General features: G+C 68.9%; 15 protein-coding genes. 8 read left to right on the top strand and 7 right to left on the bottom strand.

Annotation, left to right across the window (positions count from 1 at the left end):
- Window positions 1-15: 15 nt before the first annotated feature.
- The gene (locus ACLBW1_RS10240) at window positions 16-870 is read right to left on the bottom strand and encodes an SDR family oxidoreductase (RefSeq protein ID WP_447811725.1); all 855 of its coding nucleotides are present in this window, start codon (window positions 868-870) and stop codon (window positions 16-18) included.
- Between the two features lie 126 nt (window positions 871-996).
- Between ACLBW1_RS10240 and ACLBW1_RS10235 the strand changes: the two genes are divergently transcribed.
- The 4 genes from ACLBW1_RS10235 (at window position 997) to ACLBW1_RS10220 (ending at window position 6,261) form a co-directional block, all read left to right on the top strand.
- Window positions 997-1,389: a winged helix-turn-helix transcriptional regulator gene (locus tag ACLBW1_RS10235; protein ID WP_447811724.1), complete on the top strand. Its 393-nt coding sequence runs from the start codon at window positions 997-999 to the stop codon at window positions 1,387-1,389.
- Window positions 1,390-1,605: 216 nt separating this feature from the next.
- Entirely contained in the window at window positions 1,606-4,134 is a 2,529-nt protein-coding gene (locus ACLBW1_RS10230) for an ATP-dependent Clp protease ATP-binding subunit (RefSeq protein WP_447811723.1), read from the top strand.
- Window positions 4,135-4,289: 155 nt separating this feature from the next.
- Window positions 4,290-5,282 carry a ferritin-like domain-containing protein gene (locus tag ACLBW1_RS10225; RefSeq protein WP_447811722.1) on the top strand — a complete coding sequence of 331 codons (993 nt, stop codon included), beginning with the start codon at window positions 4,290-4,292 and terminating at the stop codon, window positions 5,280-5,282.
- 64 nt (window positions 5,283-5,346) lie between these two features.
- Window positions 5,347-6,261, top strand: a complete 915-nt coding sequence (locus ACLBW1_RS10220; RefSeq protein ID WP_447811721.1) for a hypothetical protein — start codon at window positions 5,347-5,349, stop codon at window positions 6,259-6,261.
- Window positions 6,262-6,303: 42 nt separating this feature from the next.
- On the opposite strand, the gene ACLBW1_RS10215 is transcribed toward ACLBW1_RS10220, so the two are convergent.
- Window positions 6,304-7,209: a LysR family transcriptional regulator gene (locus tag ACLBW1_RS10215; protein WP_447811720.1), complete on the bottom strand. Its 906-nt coding sequence runs from the start codon at window positions 7,207-7,209 to the stop codon at window positions 6,304-6,306.
- A 114-nt stretch (window positions 7,210-7,323) separates the two neighbouring features.
- Here ACLBW1_RS10215 and ACLBW1_RS10210 point away from each other — a divergent pair, with 114 nt between their 5' ends.
- Window positions 7,324-8,172 carry an SDR family NAD(P)-dependent oxidoreductase gene (locus ACLBW1_RS10210; protein WP_447811719.1) on the top strand — a complete coding sequence of 283 codons (849 nt, stop codon included), beginning with the start codon at window positions 7,324-7,326 and terminating at the stop codon, window positions 8,170-8,172.
- 12 nt (window positions 8,173-8,184) lie between these two features.
- On the opposite strand, the gene ACLBW1_RS10205 is transcribed toward ACLBW1_RS10210, so the two are convergent.
- Entirely contained in the window at window positions 8,185-9,963 is a 1,779-nt protein-coding gene (locus ACLBW1_RS10205) for an acyl-CoA dehydrogenase (protein ID WP_447811718.1), read from the bottom strand.
- 116 nt (window positions 9,964-10,079) lie between these two features.
- Here ACLBW1_RS10205 and ACLBW1_RS10200 point away from each other — a divergent pair, with 116 nt between their 5' ends.
- Window positions 10,080-10,661 carry a TetR/AcrR family transcriptional regulator gene (locus ACLBW1_RS10200; protein ID WP_447811717.1) on the top strand — a complete coding sequence of 194 codons (582 nt, stop codon included), beginning with the start codon at window positions 10,080-10,082 and terminating at the stop codon, window positions 10,659-10,661.
- A 14-nt stretch (window positions 10,662-10,675) separates the two neighbouring features.
- Here the strand turns inward: ACLBW1_RS10200 and ACLBW1_RS10195 are convergent, their stop codons facing one another.
- The 3 genes from ACLBW1_RS10195 to kstR are packed head-to-tail and all read right to left on the bottom strand — an operon-like array spanning window position 10,676 to window position 13,008.
- Window positions 10,676-11,089 (bottom strand): hypothetical protein, encoded by a 414-nt coding sequence (locus ACLBW1_RS10195; RefSeq protein ID WP_447811716.1) that lies wholly within the window; start codon window positions 11,087-11,089, stop codon window positions 10,676-10,678.
- Between the two features lie 48 nt (window positions 11,090-11,137).
- Entirely contained in the window at window positions 11,138-12,301 is a 1,164-nt protein-coding gene (locus ACLBW1_RS10190; RefSeq protein WP_447811715.1) for an iron-containing alcohol dehydrogenase, read from the bottom strand.
- A complete protein-coding gene (gene kstR / locus ACLBW1_RS10185; RefSeq protein WP_447811714.1) occupies window positions 12,298-13,008 on the bottom strand; it encodes a cholesterol catabolism transcriptional regulator KstR in 711 nt (236 codons plus the stop codon). Before kstR ends, ACLBW1_RS10190 begins: the two co-directional genes overlap by 4 nt.
- Before the next feature lie 205 nt (window positions 13,009-13,213).
- On the opposite strand from kstR, the gene ACLBW1_RS10180 reads away from it, so the two are divergent.
- Window positions 13,214-15,400, top strand: a complete 2,187-nt coding sequence (locus ACLBW1_RS10180; protein ID WP_447811713.1) for an acyl-CoA dehydrogenase — start codon at window positions 13,214-13,216, stop codon at window positions 15,398-15,400.
- A gap of 23 nt (window positions 15,401-15,423) precedes the next feature.
- On the opposite strand, the gene ACLBW1_RS10175 is transcribed toward ACLBW1_RS10180, so the two are convergent.
- Window positions 15,424-17,838 carry a sensor domain-containing protein gene (locus ACLBW1_RS10175; protein WP_447811712.1) on the bottom strand — a complete coding sequence of 805 codons (2,415 nt, stop codon included), beginning with the start codon at window positions 17,836-17,838 and terminating at the stop codon, window positions 15,424-15,426.
- 276 nt (window positions 17,839-18,114) lie between these two features.
- Between ACLBW1_RS10175 and ACLBW1_RS10170 the strand changes: the two genes are divergently transcribed.
- A complete protein-coding gene (locus tag ACLBW1_RS10170; RefSeq protein WP_447811711.1) occupies window positions 18,115-19,275 on the top strand; it encodes a beta-ketoacyl synthase N-terminal-like domain-containing protein in 1,161 nt (386 codons plus the stop codon).
- Window positions 19,276-19,387: the final 112 nt, after the last annotated feature.

The following is a 19,387-nucleotide window of genomic DNA, read 5'->3' as shown; positions in this document are numbered from 1 at the left end:
ACGACGCCGATGAGGTCACCCCAGTGCGGCTCGGATCACCTCGGCGAACGGGGTGCTCGGGCGGCCCAGGAGGTCGGCGAGATCGGTCGAGGTGGTGTCGAGATCGCCGCGCGCGATGCCGGCGTCGGAGTCGGCGAGGACCGCGGGCATCGGCTCGGGCACACCGGCCGAGGCGAGTGCGGCGGCGTAATCCGCCTCCGGGAGATCCTGGTACCGAACGGCCTTGCCCGACACCTCGGCCAGCACCGCGGCGATGTCGGTGTAGGTGAGGTGCTCGGAGCCCGCGAGCTCGTACACCCGCGGTTCGCCGGCGATCAGAGCGGCGGCACTCGCGCCCGCGTAGTCGGCACGTGTCGCCGGTGCGACCTTGCCGTCGCCCGCCGCCCCGTAGAGGACGCCGCCGTCGAGGGTGGGTTGCAGCGATGCGGTGTAGTTCTCCGAGTACCAGCCGTTGCGCAGCAAGATGTGGTCGAGACCGCTGTCGGCGAGGACCTTCTCGGTGGCGACGTGCTCCTCCGCCAGCAACAGCCCGCTCGACTCCGCGTGGAGAACGCTCGTGTACGCGACAAGACCGACCCTCGCGGACACGGCGGCCTCGATGACAGCGGTGTGCTGCGACACCCGCGACCCCACCTCGGACCCCGAGATGAACAGCAGCCGGTCGACCCCGGCGAACGCCGCCGTGAGCGCGTCGCGATCGGAGTAGTCGGCGACACGGACGGTGACTCCGCGGTCGGCCAACGGCGTGGCCTTCGCCGCGTCGCGCACCACCGCGACGATGTCGCCGGTCGCGACACCCCGCTCGATGAGAGCTTCGATGGACAACGATCCGAGCTGACCGGTCGCCCCGGTCACCGCATATGTGGTCATGGCGTCTTCTCCGACTGTGGTGGGACCGCCGGACAGCCCCGGCGATGACTCCAGTGATAGCACTAACTATTCGTGCAGTGCAAACACCGCAGCATGCGCACCCTCGACGGGGGTATGCTCTCGGACATGTCAGCGCCCGAGATCCCCGACGCCTCGCTCGAGGCCGACGTGTTCGCGCGCAACTGTGGTTCGCGTGACGTCCTGCAGAACCTCACGGGCCGCTGGGGCCTTCTCGCACTGCTGGCCCTGAGCGAGGGCGACTACCGCTTCAACGCCCTGCGCCGTCGCGTCGACGGGGTCAGTGAGCGGATGCTGTCGCAGACGCTGCAGACCCTGGAGCGCGACGGGTTCGTCACGCGCACGGTGCTGCAGAGCATCCCGCCGCGCGTCGAGTACTCGCTGACCGAACTGGGGCGAGCGGTGTCGGTGTCGGTGCGATCGCTGGTCGAGCAGGTCGAGGGGGCGGTGCCGACGGTGATGGCCGCACGCGAGCGCTACGACACCGAATCGGGTCGGTGAAGGGCTAGTTCGCTGTCGGCGTATCGCACACCGAAACACCGGCCTCACCTGCAGCGTTGACGCAGAGGACACCACTTCCGCCGAGGGGCTGTACACACCCTCGGCGACACATCTCCGGTGGCACAGACAGGCGCCCACTACAGTGGTGACAAGGCTTCCGACGGGTGAGTTGTATCCGCATCACACCTGGTCGGCCGAGGTACGTAAGGGAGAACAATGTTCGAACGGTTCACCGATCGCGCTCGCAGGGTTGTCGTCCTCGCCCAAGAAGAGGCGCGGATGCTCAACCACAACTACATCGGCACCGAGCACATCCTGCTCGGGCTGATCCACGAGGGCGAGGGCGTGGCGGCCAAGTCGCTGGAGTCGCTCGGCATCTCGCTCGAGGGTGTGCGCAGCCAGGTCGAGGAGATCATCGGCCAGGGGCAGCAGGCGCCGTCGGGCCACATCCCGTTCACGCCGCGCGCCAAGAAGGTGCTCGAGCTCTCGCTGCGCGAGGCGCTGCAGCTCGGCCACAACTACATCGGCACCGAGCACATCCTGCTCGGCCTGATCCGCGAGGGCGAGGGCGTCGCCGCCCAGGTCCTGGTGAAGCTCGGCGCCGACCTGAACCGCGTCCGCCAGCAGGTCATCCAGCTGCTCTCGGGCTACCAGGGCAAGGAGCCGCAGGAGGCCGGTACCGGCGGACGCAGCTCCGAGTCGGGTACCCCGTCGACGTCGCTGGTCCTCGACCAGTTCGGTCGCAACCTCACCGCGGCGGCCGCCGACGCCAAGCTCGACCCGGTCATCGGGCGCGAGAAGGAGATCGAGCGGGTCATGCAGGTGCTGTCGCGACGCACCAAGAACAACCCGGTCCTCATCGGTGAGCCCGGCGTCGGCAAGACCGCCGTCGTCGAGGGTCTCGCTCAGGCGATCGTGTCCGGCAACGTCCCCGAGACGCTCAAGGACAAGCAGCTGTACACCCTCGACCTCGGTTCGCTGGTCGCCGGCAGCCGTTACCGCGGTGACTTCGAGGAGCGCCTGAAGAAGGTGCTCAAGGAGATCAACACCCGCGGCGACATCATCCTGTTCATCGACGAGCTGCACACGCTCGTCGGTGCAGGTGCCGCCGAGGGTGCGATCGACGCCGCCTCGATCCTCAAGCCGAAGCTGGCCCGAGGCGAGCTGCAGACCATCGGTGCCACCACGCTCGACGAGTACCGCAAGTACATCGAGAAGGACGCCGCCCTCGAGCGTCGTTTCCAGCCGGTCCAGGTCGGCGAGCCCTCGGTGGAGCACACCATCGAGATCCTCAAGGGTCTGCGCGACCGGTACGAGAGCCACCACCGCGTCTCGATCACCGACGGTGCGCTGGTGGCCGCGGCCACCCTGGCCGACCGCTACATCAACGACCGCTTCCTGCCCGACAAGGCGATCGACCTCATCGACGAGGCGGGCGCGCGGATGCGCATCCGTCGGATGACCGCGCCGCCGGACCTCCGCGAGTTCGACGACAAGATCGCCAACGCGCGCAAGGAGAAGGAATCGGCGATCGACGCCCAGGACTTCGAGAAGGCCGCGAACCTGCGCGACAAGGAGAAGCAGCTCGTCACCGAGCGCGCCGAGCGTGAGAAGCAGTGGCGCAGCGGTGACATGGACGTCGTGGCCGAGGTCGACGACGAGCAGATCGCCGAGGTGCTGGGCAACTGGACCGGCATCCCCGTGTTCAAGCTCACCGAGGAGGAGACCACCCGTCTGCTCCGCATGGAGGACGAGCTGCACAAGCGGATCATCGGCCAGGTCGAGGCGGTCAAGGCCGTGTCGAAGGCGATCCGTCGTACCCGCGCCGGTCTGAAGGACCCCAAGCGTCCGTCGGGCTCGTTCATCTTCGCCGGCCCGTCCGGTGTCGGTAAGACCGAGCTCTCGAAGGCGCTGGCGAACTTCCTGTTCGGCGAGGACGACGCACTCATCCAGATCGACATGGGTGAGTTCCACGACCGCTTCACCGCGTCGCGTCTGTTCGGTGCCCCTCCCGGCTACGTCGGGTACGAAGAGGGCGGCCAGCTGACCGAGAAGGTCCGCCGCAAGCCGTTCTCGGTGGTGCTGTTCGACGAGATCGAGAAGGCCCACTCGGAGATCTACAACACGCTGCTGCAGGTGTTGGAGGACGGGCGTCTCACCGACGGTCAGGGTCGTACGGTCGACTTCAAGAACACCGTGCTGATCTTCACCTCGAACCTCGGTACCGCCGACATCTCCAAGGCCGTGGGCCTCGGCTTCTCCTCCGGCGACGGAACCGGCTCGAACTACGAGCGGATGAAGCAGAAGGTCAACGACGAGCTGAAGAAACACTTCCGCCCCGAGTTCCTCAACCGCATCGACGACATCGTCGTGTTCCACCAGCTCACCCAGGAGGAGATCATCACGATGGTCGACCTCATGCTCAACCGCGTCGAGGGTGCGCTGAAGAACAAGGACATGGCGCTCGAGGTGACCGACAAGGCCAAGAGCCTGCTGTCCAAGCGCGGTTTCGATCCGGTGTTGGGTGCGCGGCCGCTGCGTCGCACCATCCAGCGCGAGATCGAGGACCAGCTCTCGGAGAAGATCCTCTTCAACGAGATCACCCCCGGGCAGATCGTCCTGGTCGACATCGACAACTGGGACGGCGAGGGCGACGGAGACGGCGTGAAGTTCACCTTCAAGGGTGAGAAGAAGCCGGTCGAACTCCCCGAGTCGCCGGTGGAGCTCACCAAGGCCGCCGACTGACCGCGGTCACGTACTGACACGAGCGGGGCGCATCCGAGAGGGTGCGCCCCGCTTCGTGTTCTTGACCACACTTTCGGCCAGGTCGGATAGCCGAGGTGGGGTGGAGTCGTTGAACGCTTCGACAGGTAGACGACGATTCCAAGGAGAGACTTCACATGGCAGCCTCGACCACGCCGATTCGTTCGCAGCTCAGCGTCCTTCTCACGCTGACCCACACCGAGATCCAGATCGCACAGACCCGAGTGATCCAGGCCCGCACCGAGGCCGTTGCCGACGAGCTCCGCGAGAACGCCGAGAACGGTCGCGTCCGCGCGATCGCGATCGAGAAGGTCCTCCGTGAGCTCGGTGGCATCCCGGAGATCACCCGTCCCCTCGTCGGACGCGGTGTCGCACTGGGCAAGACCGTCCTCGAGCAGGCGCAACCCCTCGACGAGGCCCTGCTCGGTGACCTCGCACTCGAGCAGCAGCTGCTCGGCCGCGCGAAGTACGTGAAGGCGCTGGGCGTCGCCCACGACATCCCCTCGGTCGTCGAACTCGCCGACACCCTCATCGACGCGCACTCCGCGACCGTCGACTGGCTCACCACCGTTCTCGCCGAGGAGGCCATCGGCGGCCCGGCCGCCCTGCGTCGCACGCCGACCCAGTGGGCCAGTGGTGTTCTCGCCACAGCCGTCACGTTGCCCGGCACCGTCATCGCCCGTGGCGCCGACCGCGTCATCGACACCGTGACCCGCGTCCCCCAGCGGATCGGTAACCTGCGGTCCGCGGCGAAGGAGACCACCGACGGCCTGCGGGAGGCGGCGAAGGAGACCACCGAGACCGTCGCGGTGACCCTCACCGCAGGACGCGACGCCGCACTCGAGGCGGCCGAAGAAGCGGCCCGCGAGACCGGAGCCACCGGTATCGCCGAGACCATCCACTCCGCGCGTGTCGCCACCGGCACCATCACCGCCGACGACCTGCCCATCGACGGCTACGACGACCTGACGGTCGGCTCGGCCGTGTCGGCGATCAAGGAACTCGACAAGCCGTCCGACATCCGCCTCGTCATCGACTACGAAGAGGCCCACAAGGATCGCCAGGGCGTCGTCTCGGCCGCGCAGACGCAGCTCGCGTCGATCGCGAAGGAGATCGCCGGCACCAACTGAGTCGAACCCCTTCGCTCACGCTTGATACCGTACGGACGTCAAGCGCGAGCGAGAGGTCGAACCGGTGAGTTTTTCGAGTCACGAGCCGAATTCGGGTGCGCCCTTTGGCCGCCCACCGCTGCCACCGCCCCCACCGGGCGGTGGCAGCGGTCGTTCACTGCTCATCCTCACCGTGGTGCTGGCGGTACTGGTCGCCGTCATCGCTGCCGTGGGTGTGGTGGCATACCAGCAGTTCGGTCCGGGCGAGGATCCGTCCACGGTCGCGGCCACTGCATCGACGTCGTCGACGGCGGCCGAGGCTGAGCCCGGTGAATCGGACGAGGCGCCGCCGTCCTCTGCCGAACCGTCGTCACCGGACTCCGGTGACAGCGATCAGTGTCCGACGCCGTCGGCCGGTCCCGCCACTCCGGCCGGGTGGAAAACGGTGACCGGCAAGCGCGGCCTCGCCTACGACGTCCCGCCCACCTGGACCGTGCAGTCCTGCGGCACGGTCATCGGCTGGGAGAAGAAGTGCGCCGACGGACCCTTCGGGGTCTGTCCGATCCGCACCATGAGCGGCGCCGCGACCCTCGAGTCCCCGGCGTGCCCGAAGAGCACGTTGGCCGACGCCGGTCTCCCCGGAGCGTCCGACACCAGCGACATCGTGCAGGCGGTGCGAGACGAGTCGGCATTGGTGGCCGACATCTACACCTCCGATTCCGGCCGCGTTCCCCGCGTGCAACTGAGTGCGCCCAGGCGTTTCAGAGTCGGCGGAGCCGACGCGGTCCAGGTGGTCGCGTCAGTCACCGGTATCGAGACGACGCCCTGCCAGGGCCCCACCGCGTTGCACAGCATGGTGGCGACCACCGTTTCCGGGCAACCCGGTTCGGTGATGTTCGTGATCGCCCTCCCGCAGGGCATGGCCGGTGCGGTCGCGCCCGCGGTCGGCGACCAGATGGTCGCGACCCTTCGTCGTGTCGGCGGAGGGATGCCCGGCTAGGTGTGTGGTCAGGTGGGTTCCGGCCCTGGGGTCACGGCCCGCTCAGGTGAGCTGGTCCCGAAGCAACGATGCCTCTTCGCGTATCGCCCGCACGGCCGACACGGTCCGCGGGTCTCCGCCCGGCCTGGTGAGGATTAGACTGCCCCGCCCGGTGTCGGGCTGATCGGCGACTCGTGCCGCCGTGACACCCGGGGGAAGGGCGGCGGCCAGGGTCCCGGGCAACACGCTGAGGCCGAGCCCCGCCGCGACCATGCCCAGTCGTGTCGACCAGTTCCGGGCACTCTGCACGATGCGCGGGTCACGTGCTCCGGGCCACGGTCCGAACTGTGGTTCACCCGGTGACCCTGCGCCGACGATCCACGACTCGTCGGCGAGGTCGTCGACCGTGATCTCGGCACGCTGCGCGAGACGGTGACCGACCGGGATCGCCACGCACAGTCCGACGATCGGGAGAGCAAGCGACACCAGATCGCCGATGTCCGTCTCGTCTGTCCCGGCGCCGACGACCGCCACGTCCAGCCGCTTCGCGCGCAGTCGACGAAGCAACACGGGGGTGGAGGCCTCGTCGACGACGACCTCGACGCCGGGGTGCGCTCGCGTCAGTGCGACGACGGATCGCGGGATCAGCACGGCGCACGCGGTCGGGAAGGCTCCGATCGCCACGCGCCCCGCGAGGCGGTCTCGACGACCCGCGAGCTGGTTGTCGGCTGCCTCGAGTTCGGCGACGACGCGACCCGCCGTCGCCAGGACGATCCGTCCGGCAGGCGTCGGCGTGACGCCACGCCGTCCGCGGTCGAACAGCGGCTCGCCGACAGCGGCCTCGAGCACGCGCATCTGACGCGACACCGCCGACTGGGTGTAGTCGAGCTCCAGCGCGGCACCGGAGAACGACCCTGTCGCCGCCACCTGTCGGAGCACTCTGAGCCCGATCAACGTCACGTCGTCCACACCGTGATCCTGCCATGAGCAACCAGCATGGCTCGCGCGCCGAACCATCACTACAGATCAGAGCACATCAGGGGCAGGGTGGGAGGTGCACATCGGACGAGAAGAGGGGACACCATGACGGCACACGAATCGAAGGTCTGGTTCATCACGGGCGCATCGAGCGGATTCGGGCGGCAATGGACCGAAGCGGCACTCGACCGCGGCGACCGGGTGGTCGCCACCGCGCGATCGGTGGACCGGCTCGACGACCTGGTCGACCGCTACGGGGAGGCCCTGTTCGTCCAGCGCCTCGACGTGACGGACCGCGACCGGGTCTTCGCGGTGATCGACGTCGCGGCGCGGCATTTCGGTCGGCTCGACGTCGTGGTCAACAACGCGGGGTTCGGCCACGTCGGGATGATCGAGGAACTCGACGAGGACGAGATCAGGGCCGTCCTCGACACGAATGTCCTTGGGACCCTGTGGGTCACGCAGGCGGTGCTGCCCGTCCTGCGCGCGCAGGGACGTGGGCACATCCTGCAGGTGACGAGCGAGGGCGGCGTCACCGCCTTCCCGGAGTTCGGGGCCTACCACGCCGCGAAATGGGCCGTCGAGGGTCTAGCGCAGTCGCTTCGGCAGGAGGTGGCGGACTTCGGTGTCCGTGTCACCTGTGTCGAGCCGGGTCCGTATGCGACGTCGTTCGCCGGCAGTGGACTCGGCCGGAGTCCCCACCTCGGCGCATACGACGACCTCCGCGATCGAATCGACCGCAGCGCATGGCAACTCGGTGACCCCGCGGCAACTCGCGCGGCGATCCTCGAGGTCGTCGACGCCGACGATCCGCCGTCGCGGATCATCCTCGGGCGGGCGCTCGAGGGGATCGAACGCGACTACGCGGAACGACTGCGTGTGTGGCGCGCATGGCGGGAGACCTCGCTGGCCGCTTTCGGTGCTCCCGTCGCGCCCACCGCGTCCGGCATCTGATCCGCCTCGGCACTACAGCCAGGCGGGTTCCAGGTCGAGGGTGGTGCGGTCGAGGGATGCGAGGAGGTCGAACTGCGGTCCGGTCTTGGGGAGTTCGTAGCGGAAGAAGTACTGTGCCGCAGCCCGTTTGCCGTCGTAGAAGTCGCCGGTGGAGTCACCGACCGCGAGCAGCTGCTCGAGCCAGATCCAGCTGATCACCACGTGGCCGGCGGCCTCGAGGTACACCGTGGAGTTCGCCAGTGACACCGACACGTCCCCGGCCGACCACAGCGCGACGGTCACCTCGGCGAGGCGGTCGGCCGCGGCCTTGAGCAGCGTCGCGTACTCGGCGACCGGTCCACCCGCGGCCGTCCCACGCACGGCGGTCTCGGTGATGGTCCCGACGAGGAGTTGTAAACCCTTGCCGCCGTTCATCACGACCTTGCGCCCAAGCAGGTCGAGGCCGTGGATCCCGTGGGCGCCCTCGTGGATCGGGTTGAGGCGGTTGTCGCGGTAGTACTGCTCGACGTCGAACTCCTTGGTGTAGCCGTAGCCTCCGAGGACCTGGATCGCGAGGCTGTTCGCCTCCAGGCACCACTGCGACGGCCAGCTCTTCACGATCGGGGTGAGCACCTCGAGCAGCGTGTGCGCGTTCTCGCTCGCCTCGCCGTCGGTCGTCTGCTCCTCGTCGACGAGCTTGGAGGCGTAGAGCCCCAGGGCGAGAGCGCCTTCGACGTAGGACTTCTGCGCCAACAGCATGCGGCGCACGTCGGCGTGGTCGATGATGGGGATCGCCGGCGACGACGGGTCCTTGTTGTCCAGCGGCCGTCCCTGGGTGCGCACCTTCGCGTACTCCAACGATGCGAGGTATCCGGCGTATCCGATCGCCGTGGCGAGGAATCCGACCCCGATACGGGCCTCGTTCATCATGTGGAACATGTACATCAACCCGTGGTGCTCCTCGCCCACGAGATAGGCAACCGCACCCTTCTCGGGTGCGGGGGAGTGGGTGCCGTCACCGAAGTTCAGCAGGCAGTTCGTGGTTCCGCGGTTGCCCATCTTGTGGTTGAGGCTCACCAGCGCGATGTCGTTACGGGTGCCGTCGGCGAGGTACTTCGGCGCGATGAACAGCGAGATGCCCTTGACGCCCGCGGGCGCTCCGGGGGTCTTCGCCAGCACCAGGTGGACGATGTTCTCGCTCAGTTCGTGTTCGCCCGCGCTGATCCACATCTTCGTGCCGGTGAGGCGGTAGCTGCCGTCGTCGGCGGGGATCGCCTTGGTGGTGATGTCGGCGAGCGTCGAGCCGGCCTGTGGCTCCGACAGGCACATCGTGCCGTAGAAGCGGCCCTCCACCATCGGACGTACCCAGGTGTCGATCTGCTCGGGTGTGCCGTACTCGGCGAGGAGATTCGCGTTGCCGATGGTGAGGAAGGGATACGTCGACGACGACGGGTTCGCGGCCTGGAACCACGCCAGCGACGCTTTGCTCACCACCGACGGCAGCTGCAGTCCGCCGACGGACTCGTCGAACGATCCCGCGATGAGACCCGACTTGGTGAACTCGGCCAGCGCGGTGCGCACCTCGTCGATCAGGACGACCTTGCCGTCCTCGCCGACGTACGGCTCGTTCTGGTCGCCCTTCTTGTTGTGCGTCGCGAACAGCTCGATCGCCATGTCGGCGCTCAGCGACAGCACGTCGTCGAAGGTGTCACGGGAGTGCTCGGAGAAACGCTCGCGCTCGGTGAGCGCGGTGACGTCGAGCCACTCGTGGAGCAGGAAGTCGATGTCGCGACGGGACAACGGGTCGGCCATGAAGATCTCCTCGATATGAGCGCTCGCTAATAAATGAGCGCCCGCTTATGATGCTCCCCGGGTGCGCGGATCGTCAATGGTCGACACCCGTCACACGTCACGAGTCGAGAAGGTTCATGAGCATCACCACCGGGCGGGCCGGGGCCGCCGATCGTATTCGTCGCGCCGCGATCGACGCCTTCGCCGAGTCGGGGTACGCCGGCACCTCCACCCGCGAGATCACCCGGCGACTCAACATGAGTGCGACCGCGATGTACCCGCACTTCGACTCCAAGGAGGAGTTGCTGTTCGACATCGCGCTGGAGGGTCACCGCAGTGTGCTGGCCGCGATGCGTGCCGCCGACGACCCCGCGGCGACGCCGGCGGTTCGACTCGAGGCCGTCGTCGCGGCCTTCGCGCGGTGGCAGGCCGAGTTCTCGAGCCTCGCCCGTGTGGTCCAGTACGAACTCGGTGCCCTCACCCCCGCCCACTACCGCGAGATCGTGGCGATCCGCCGGGAGACGATGGGCGTGATCGCGGCGATCGCCGAAGCGGGCCGCGCAGCAGGCGATTTCGACATCGACGACGTCGACGGGATGGTGCTGGCGATCTCCTCGCTGTGCGTCGACGTGTGCCGGTGGTTCCCGTCGGGGGCCTATCGCGACCCCGTCGACCTCGGTGTCGCCTACGCGCGCATCGCGTTACGCATGGTGCGCTGAACCACTCGCGTCGATCACGGCACGACGGTGCCCATGAGCCCGAACCACACCGCCACCAACAGGCACTGGATCGCGATGCCGGCCAGCGGCACCCAGAAGGCGATGCGGCGGCGCGCCATCAGCACGATCGCTGCGATCGACGCGGCGAGCAGCACGATCCCGCCGACCCCGTCGAGCAGGATGTAGGCGAGGTTCATGTTCCCGTAGTTGCAGTCGTTCACCCCGCACGAGTCGGTGATCATCATCCCGAACAGGCTGAAGAACGCGACGAATGCGAAACCACCCCAGTAGAGGGCGAGCAGCAGCGAGGTGACGATCACGTCGGCGGTACGCGACGGACGCTGCGGGGTGCGGTACGGATACACCGTCGACGATCCCGGCCCGGGTGGCATCGGTGGGGGCGGGTAGAAGCTGAACTCGTCTCTCATAGCGGAGACGGTAGGTGACCCGAGCCGGTCTGATGAGGGTGAAACTACCTACTGATAGATCCCGCGGTAGATCTCGACGATCTCGTCGGCGTCGGGGATGCGCGGGTTGTTCGCCGGTGATCCCGAGGCGAGGGCCTGCGACGCCATCACCGGCAGGTGCGCCGCCCAGTCATCGGCGTCGATGCCGTAGATCGCGGGGGTGGGGACCTCGACATCGGCGCACAGTTGCGTGAGCTCGTCGACCAGCGAATGGGCGGCGGTCCGGTCGTCGGCGGTGTCGGCGACCACGCGCATGGCGCGGGCGCAGTCGGCGTAGCGCTCGAGGGCCGCGTCGACCGAGAACCGCGTGACCGCGGGCAGCAACATCGCGTTCGACAACCCGTGCGCGACATGGAAGTGGCCACCGATGGGGCGACTCATGCCGTGCACCAGGGCGACCGAGGAGTTCGAGAACGCCATCCCCGCCTGGGTGGAGGCGACCATCATCGCCGCACGGGCCTCACGGTCGAAGCCGTCGGCGTACACCCGACGCAGGGCCCCGGCGACGGTGCGCATCGCGGCGAGCGCGAGACCGTCGCTGAACGGGTTGGCCTTGCGGCTGACGTAGGCCTCGATGGCATGTGTCAGCGCGTCGACGCCGGTGTCGGCGGACAGGCGCGCCGGCATCGACATCGTGAGGTCGACATCGACGATGGTGGCGATCGGCAGGAACGACAACCCCGGGCACAGCATCTTCTCGTCGGTGTCGCTGTCGGTGATCACCGTGAACTGTGTTGCCTCCGAGCCTGATCCGGCGGTGGTCGGGATCGCGATGATCGGCAGGGCCGGACCGGTGTAGGGACCGGGCGCCCGGTAGTCGCCCATGGATCCGCCGTTCGCGAACAGCACCGACAGGGCCTTCGCGGTGTCCATGGGGGAACCGCCGCCCAGCCCGATGACGGCGTCGGCGTCGGCCGCGCGCACCGCCTCGAGCCCCGGACCCAGCGATGCGGTCGTGGGGTCGGGCACGGTGCCGTCGAACAGGGTCGGGGTGACCCCGGCGTCGGTGAGGAGGTCGAGCACCCGCTGTGCGACGCCCGCGGTGACCATGAACTCGTCGGTGACGACCACCGGGCGACGCACCCCGAGGGTCGTGACCACCGACCCGAGGCGGTCGAGGGCGCCGGAGCCGATGTGCGCCAATCGCGGCAGGGCGATGGCCGCGACGGTCACGGGCGCGACTCGCGCCCGGCCAGCAGGAGTTCGATCGTCAGCTCGAGGCGGTTCGTGACGTCGGTCGCCGTGGCACGCCGCGTCAGCCACTGCACCAGGTTCGACATCCACACGTCGGAGATGACGCGCGCGATCTTGAGGTCTTCGTCGGTCGGCGTGCCGGTCACCATCGCGTTGGCGAGCAATCGGTCGATCACCGCGGCGACGGCGTCGACCTCGGCGGCCGCCGAGGCGTCGGCGAACATGAACGCGCGGGTCATGGCCTCGGTGAGCAGAGGATCGCGCTGCATCGCGAGGGTGATGAGGTCCAGGACGTGGCGGAGACGCTCGAGCGCGGTGTCGCCCTGCAGTTTGCTGCGGTCGGCCCTGCCCTCCACGCGTTCGAGTTCCCGCGCGAGGGCGGTGACCAGCAGGTGGACCTTGGAAGGGAAGTACCGGTAGAGCGTCCCGACGGCGACGTCGGCGCGGTCGGCCACCGCGCGCATCTGCACGGCGTCGTAACCGCCCTTCGAGGCCAGCGCGAGGGTGGAGTCGAGGATGCGGCGCCGTCGTTCGCGCTGCGCGGTGGAACCGAGGTCGGTGTCGGCGCCGCTCTGCTGCGCGGCGGCAGGCCGACGGGAGTCCGCGGCACTCTCACCCGGTGGGTTCTGCGCAGGTGGGCTGTCGGTCGTGGGCGCGTATCCGCCCGGTGTCGCCGGCGTGGCCATGGGTCACATCCTCACTTCGCACGCCTCGCGGCGCACGAACCGGTTCTCGAATGGATCAACGATATGCCGCGGCCGCCGAAGTCGACGACTTGCCGCACCGTTCCCACCACACGACGTCCTCCCCGGCTTCCGGCCAGGCCGGGCGCCTGGCATGATTAGAACACGTTCTAGTTTCGTGATCGGTGAGATAGATGAGGGCGGATCCATGGCGATTGCCGACAGCAGCGAACACGCGTCGTTCATCGACGCCGTCCACCAATTGGCGCAGCACGTCGACACCGTCGGCCTGGTCCGCACCGACATCGACCACACCGACCCCCGCGGCGGCACGGACACGTGGACCGAGGTGTGGTCGCAGGTCGCCGACCTGGGACTGTTCGCGGTCACGGTGCCCGAGCAGCACGACGGACTCGGCGCCTCGGCCGTCGACCTCGCCGTGATGCTCGAACAGAGCGGACACGATCTCGTGCCCGGTCCGCTGGTCGCGACCGCGGTGACCGCCCACCTGCTCGCCGGGTCCGAACTCGGAGCCACGCTGCTCACCGGTGCGCGCGCTGTCGCCCTCGCACCGGCGGGGGTCGCCCCCGGCGCGGACGTCGGCGCGAGCATCCGCGAATCTCCCGATGGCACGCTGGTCGACGCCGACGGGATCACCGTCGTCGGTGCGATCGACAACGGTCTGGTCCTGCTCGCGGCCGACAGCGACAGCGACAGTAGCGGCGAGCGGCGTCGGTGGCTGGTCGTCGAACTGAGCTCACCCGGTGCCGACCTCAAGACCGCCACCGCGCTCGACGGCCGGGCCGGGGTGGCGTCACTGTCGCTGCGCGGGGTCGCCGCGGCCGCCGTGATCGACACCCGCTCCGAGCTCGTCGCGGCACGCCTCGTCGCCGGACTCGCCGCCCAGGCCTCGGGCATCACGCGCTGGGCGCTCGACACCGCCGTCGCGTACGCGAAGGTCCGCACCCAGTTCGGCGCCCCGATCGGGTCGTTCCAGGCCGTCAAACACCTGTGCGCCGAGATGCTCTGCCGCAGCGAGCAGATGACCGCCGCCGCCTGGGATGTCGCCCACGCCGTCGCCGACGGGGCACACGGGGACGGGGACCAACTGGCGCTGTCCACCGCGGTCGCCGCCGCAGCGGCCGCCGACCTTCCGGTGGCGACGACACAGGACTGCATCCAGGTGCTCGGCGGCATCGGGTTCACCTTCGACCACCCGGCGCACCTCTATCTCCGTGCGGCCCTGTCGATCCGGACCATGCTGGGCGGCACCGAACCGTGGCGGGCCCACTGCGCCGACGCGGCGCTGGCCGGGGTCCGCAGGCGGGTCGACATCGATCTCTCGGCCGTCGAGGACCGACGGACCGAGGTACGCGCGACCTGTGAGCGCATCGCCGCGTCGGCAGACACCCGTCGGGCCCTCGCCGAGACCGGCTACCTCATGCCGCACTGGCCCGCCCCGTACGGCCTCGGTGCCGGCGCCGCCGAACAGATCCTCCTCGACGACGAACTCGAACGCGCCGGGGTCGTGCGTCCCGACATCGTCATCGCCGGCTGGGCGATCCCCACGATCCTCGAGCACGGCACCGACGCGCAGCGGAGCCGGTTCGTCGCACCGACCCTCGCCGGCGACATCGTGTGGTGTCAGCTGTTCTCCGAACCCGAGGCGGGATCCGACCTCGCGTCGCTGCGCACCCGCGCCACCCGCACCGACGGCGGGTGGCGGCTGCAGGGTCAGAAGATCTGGACCTCGGAGGCCCACACCGCAGACTGGGCCATCTGCCTCGCCCGCACCGACGCCGACCTACCGAAACACAAGGGCATCAGCTACTTCCTCGTCGACATGCGCAGCTCCGGCGTCGATGTGCGGCCGCTGCGGGAGATCACCGGCAACGCGCTGTTCAACGAGGTCTTCCTCGACGACGTGTTCGTGCCCGACGACTGCCTCGTGGGGGAGGTGAACGGCGGCTGGCGGCTCGCGCGCACCACCCTGGCCAACGAACGCGTCGCGATGGGCGGCTCGGGCCTGGGCAAGGAGATGGAATCGCTGCTCGACCAGCTCGCCGACGCCGACCCGCTCTCACCGGTGGGCCGCGACACCCTCGGCGCCCTGTGCGTCGACGCGCAGATCGGCCGCGTGCTCGACGCGCGCTCGGTGCAGGCGAGCATCGCAGGCATGGATCCCGGCGCCATCTCCAGCGTTCGCAAACTGATCGGCGCGCGCCATCGGCAGGCGGTTCCCGAGTTCGCGGTCACCGCGCTCGGTCAGGCCGGACTCGCCGCGTCCGACGCCGCCGATCTCTATCTGCGCAACCGATGTCTCACCATCGCGGGGGGTACCTCGCAGGTGCTCGCCTCCGCGGCCGCTGAACGGATCCTCGGCCTCCCCCGCTGAGAAACCCTGGTGTCGGGACGATCTCAGGCCGGCCCGACACCGTCGTGGCCGGCGGCGACGACGAGCGGCCTGATCGCGGCCAGTGACGTGGGTGTCGCGTAGTAGTACCCCTGCGCGAAATCGCACTCGACGCCACGCACCTTCGACGCCTGGCTCGAGGTCTCCACACCCTCGGCGACGACCCGCATACCCGTGGTGTGCGCCATCGCGACAATGCTCGAGAGGATCGCGCGGGCCTGGACGCTCTCGTCGAGCGCGTCGACGAACGGCTTCGCGGTCTTCAGGATGCTGATCGGCAGGCGGTAGAGCTGGTTCAACGACGATGCGCCGGTGCCGAAGTCGTCGATGGCGACCTGGATGCCGAGTTCGCGGATGGCCGCGAGGGTCGCCGGTGCACGCGCGTCGCTCTCGGCGAGCGCGCTCTCGGTGATCTCCACGCACAGTCGCTCCGGTGCCATACCCGACTCCGCGATCGCCTCGGTGAGGCGCGACAGCAACCGACGGTCGGTGAGCTCGCGTCGGGACATGTTGACGCACAGGGTCAGCTCCGACGTCCACGGCGCGGCTGCGAACTCCGTTGTGGCGGTGCGCACCACGTGGTCGCCGATGAGATCGATGAGATCGGTCATCTCGGCGATCGGGATGAACTCCGTCGGCGAGATCCGGCCCAGCGTCGGGTGATCCCAGCGCAGCAGCGCCTCCACCGCGACGACCCGCTGATCACCGGTCGCCACGATCGGCTGGTATTCCATGAACAGGCCGCGAGCCCCCGAGTGCAGGGCCTCGCGGAGATCCTGCTCGATCGACTGACGGCGTTGGAGGTCCTCGCGATGCTCCACCCGGAAGTGCACATAGGGTGTGCGCGAACTGGATTCGAGCTTGGCCTGGTAGAGCGCGATGTCGGCGTCACGCAGCAGATCGGTCGGCGACCGTCCGTCGCCGATGCCTGCGACGGCCACGCCGATGCTCAGCGTCAGACGTTCGCTGCGGCTGCCCAGCGCGATCGCCGAGACCATCGCGGCGTGCACGGCCTGACTCTGCGCGTCGATGCGGTCGGCGAAATCGTCCGACAACGGGGTCACGATCACGAACTCGTCGCCCCCGATCCGGCCGATCGCGCTGCCCGCGGGGGTGATCGCGTCGAGCCGGCGCGCGATGGTCTGCAACACCTCGTCGCCCACGGAGTGGCCGAGGGAGTCGTTGACGAGTTTGAAGTTGTCGAGGTCCAGGTAGTAGACCGCGACGCGGTCGTCGGGGTCGGTCAGACCGTCGAGTTCCCGTGCGAGCCTGCGCAGCACCCCGCCGCGGTTGAGCAGGCCGGTGAGGTGGTCGTGGTTGGCCTCCCACGCCAGCTGTGAGGTCCGCTCGTGCCGGTCGGTGATGTCGACGATGGAGACCAGTGCCGCCGCGCCGTGGGCGTCGTCGTCGATGATGCGGGCGCTGCACGACAGCCACCGGCGGCCGTCGCTCGTGGTGAGTTTCGCGGTGCGGTCGGCCACCGGTAGCCCCGTGCGCAGGCACGCGGTGATGGGTGACTCGACGTCGTCGGGGAAATCCAGTGCGAGCGAATCGATGTCGACTCCGGGCACCGCGGTCGGGTGCAGTTCGAGCATCGCCACCGCGGCGGGATTGGCCAACTCGATGCGGCCGCCCTCGCGCACCACGATGACCGCCTGGTGCAGGGACATGAGGATCGCGCCGAGCCGCTCGATGAGCGGACGGCGGGTGGCCGCACAGACGAGCAGGTAACCGTCGCCCATCGCCGTCGCCGACACCCGCGTGAGCAGTGACCGACCGTTGTCGTAGCGGTGGTGCAGCTCGTCGACCACGCCGCCCATCGCGACGATCGCGCTCGGATCGGTGCCGGCGCCGACGACCGTCCGCAGGGGGCGGCCGATCGCGTCGAGCGCGCTGAGGCCGTACATCCGCGACGCGCCGCGGTTCCACGACCGTACGTGCAGATCGCGGTCGACCGAGATCACCGCGTCGCTGACGTGGTCGATGAGCGCGGCCTGGTGTCGCAGCGCGGTCTCGGCCGCCCGGATCGCGGCGACGTCGCGCAGGATGACCTGATAGGCGGGGGCGTCCTCCCAGATGGTGCGGACGGAGGTGACCTCCATCGGCCGCGTCTCCCCGCCGGCGTTGCGCATCAACACCTCTTCGGGCATCGTCGCCGCGCCCGGCTCGTCGCCCATGTCGGTGAAGCGTTCGAGCATCCGCGGCAACGAGTCGGGATGGACGAAGTCGGTGATCGGCAACCCCAGGAGTTCCTCGCGGGTCTCCACGCGCGCGAAGCGCATCGCCGCGGAGTTCACGTAGACCACGCGGCCGTTCTGGTGGACCACGATCGGATCCGGGCTGAGCTCGAGCAGCAGCCGGTACCGCTCGGCGACCGGAGAGATCGCCGACGGCGTCATCGGGGCCGCAGCCGGGGCCACGACATCCCCGCGGACCTCCCCGTCCGACGTTCCCCCGACCGACACGACCACCCCGATTCCTCGCCTGCGGCCGACTCGTCGCGAATCGACGGTGCCCATTGTCTCGCACATGGGTAGCCCATGGGCCGGGTGATGCGGAAGTGCATCCGCGAGGTCTGTGAAATCTCCCGGACTCGCCATCCGGGACGAAAGTACGGGATCGTGGGAAGTGCCGTCTGACCTGGGCGGATTAACGATAGGCGACTGCTTATCGCGACAAATGACAAGGAGTTCATCATGGCAAAGAACCTGCACTCTCGTGTGTCCGGTGTCGGCGCGGTGACCGGTTACGGATGGGGTCGCGACCGCCTGTGGGAGGGGTTGGCGTCAGGCAAGCCCGCGGCCGGCCTGCACGCGGGATTCGGCTCGACACCCGACGAGGCCGGCTGGATCGTCGCGATACCCGACGGCGGCGAGCCCACCGACGGCGCCACACGTTTCGCGCGTGCGATGCGGTGGGCGGCCCGCGAGGCGATCGAGGACGCCCTGGCGCGCGGGTGGACGCCCGGCCGCCGCGTCGGACTGGTCCACGCGACGGTCATGAACGACACCGCCATGCACCCGATGTTCTCGTGCGCGCCCGGTGCGTTCAGCCCGAGGCAGTACGTGGCCGTCACGCCGTCGACACCCATCACGTTGCTGATGAGTGAATACGGGTTCCACGGTCCCGCCATCAGCGTGTCGGCCATGTGCACCTCGGGGTCGGCGGCGGTGATCACCGCGAAGATGTGGCTCGACGCCGACATGGTCGACGACGTCGTCGTGGTCGCCACGGACCTCTCGGCCACGCCCGAGATCGTCAACATGTTCATGCGTCTCGGGGTCGCGATCACCGACGACGAGCCGCTCTCGGCCTGCCGCCCTTTCCAGGAGGGCAGCCGCGGCTTCACCTTCGGCGAGGCCGCGGTCGGGTACGTGATGACCAATCGGCGTGATGTCGACGGATACGCCGACGTCCTGGGCGGCGCCATGGCCCACGACGGTTTCCACCCGACCTCGATCGACCCGGAACTGACCCACGTCCTCGGGTGCGTCGATGAGGCGCTGGAGAACGCAGGTGTCTCCGGCAACGACATCGCCTTCCTCAACGCACACGGGCCCGGCACCGCCCAGTGCGATGCCGCCGAGGGGACGATCGCGACCACGCGTGTGCCCGACGCGGGGGTGTTCTCGGTCAAGCCGTTGGCCGGGCACTGCCAGGCCGCGGCGGGTGCGGTCGAGTTGGCGGCGTCGCTGCTCGGGTTCACCCACGGTGAGGTGCCGGCGACCCCGCAGGTGTCGCACGCGGCGATCCCGAACCTGCTCGACGGTCTCACCCGCGCCGAGCCGGGTCTCACCCTCAAGACGTCGCTCGGCATGGGCGGCTACACCTCGGCCCTCGTCGTGTCACCGGTCTGACCCCTCACCCGAACACTCCGGGGGTGTTCGGTGCGATCGGGGGCGGTCGCGAGTCGTGACCGCCCCCGACGATCGGCCGGTCGCCGCCCTGTGGTCCGGGGCCCATCTCTGC

This window comes from Williamsia sp. M5A3_1d (assembly GCF_053345315.1).
This window is presented reverse-complemented; position numbering and strand designations above follow the sequence as displayed.

Bases quoted from the DNA above. Each gene is read 5' to 3' on its own strand.
- ACLBW1_RS10240 (WP_447811725.1), bottom strand. From the start codon at position 870: ATGACCACATATGCGGTGACCGGGGCGACCGGTCAGCTCGGATCGTTG.
- ACLBW1_RS10235 (WP_447811724.1), top strand. From the start codon at position 997: ATGTCAGCGCCCGAGATCCCCGACGCCTCGCTCGAGGCCGACGTGTTC.
- ACLBW1_RS10230 (WP_447811723.1), top strand. From the start codon at position 1,606: ATGTTCGAACGGTTCACCGATCGCGCTCGCAGGGTTGTCGTCCTCGCC.
- ACLBW1_RS10225 (WP_447811722.1), top strand. From the start codon at position 4,290: ATGGCAGCCTCGACCACGCCGATTCGTTCGCAGCTCAGCGTCCTTCTC.
- ACLBW1_RS10210 (WP_447811719.1), top strand. From the start codon at position 7,324: ATGACGGCACACGAATCGAAGGTCTGGTTCATCACGGGCGCATCGAGC.
- ACLBW1_RS10205 (WP_447811718.1), bottom strand. From the start codon at position 9,963: ATGGCCGACCCGTTGTCCCGTCGCGACATCGACTTCCTGCTCCACGAG.
- ACLBW1_RS10200 (WP_447811717.1), top strand. From the start codon at position 10,080: ATGAGCATCACCACCGGGCGGGCCGGGGCCGCCGATCGTATTCGTCGC.
- ACLBW1_RS10195 (WP_447811716.1), bottom strand. From the start codon at position 11,089: ATGAGAGACGAGTTCAGCTTCTACCCGCCCCCACCGATGCCACCCGGG.
- kstR (WP_447811714.1), bottom strand. From the start codon at position 13,008: ATGGCCACGCCGGCGACACCGGGCGGATACGCGCCCACGACCGACAGC.
- ACLBW1_RS10180 (WP_447811713.1), top strand. From the start codon at position 13,214: ATGGCGATTGCCGACAGCAGCGAACACGCGTCGTTCATCGACGCCGTC.
- ACLBW1_RS10170 (WP_447811711.1), top strand. From the start codon at position 18,115: ATGGCAAAGAACCTGCACTCTCGTGTGTCCGGTGTCGGCGCGGTGACC.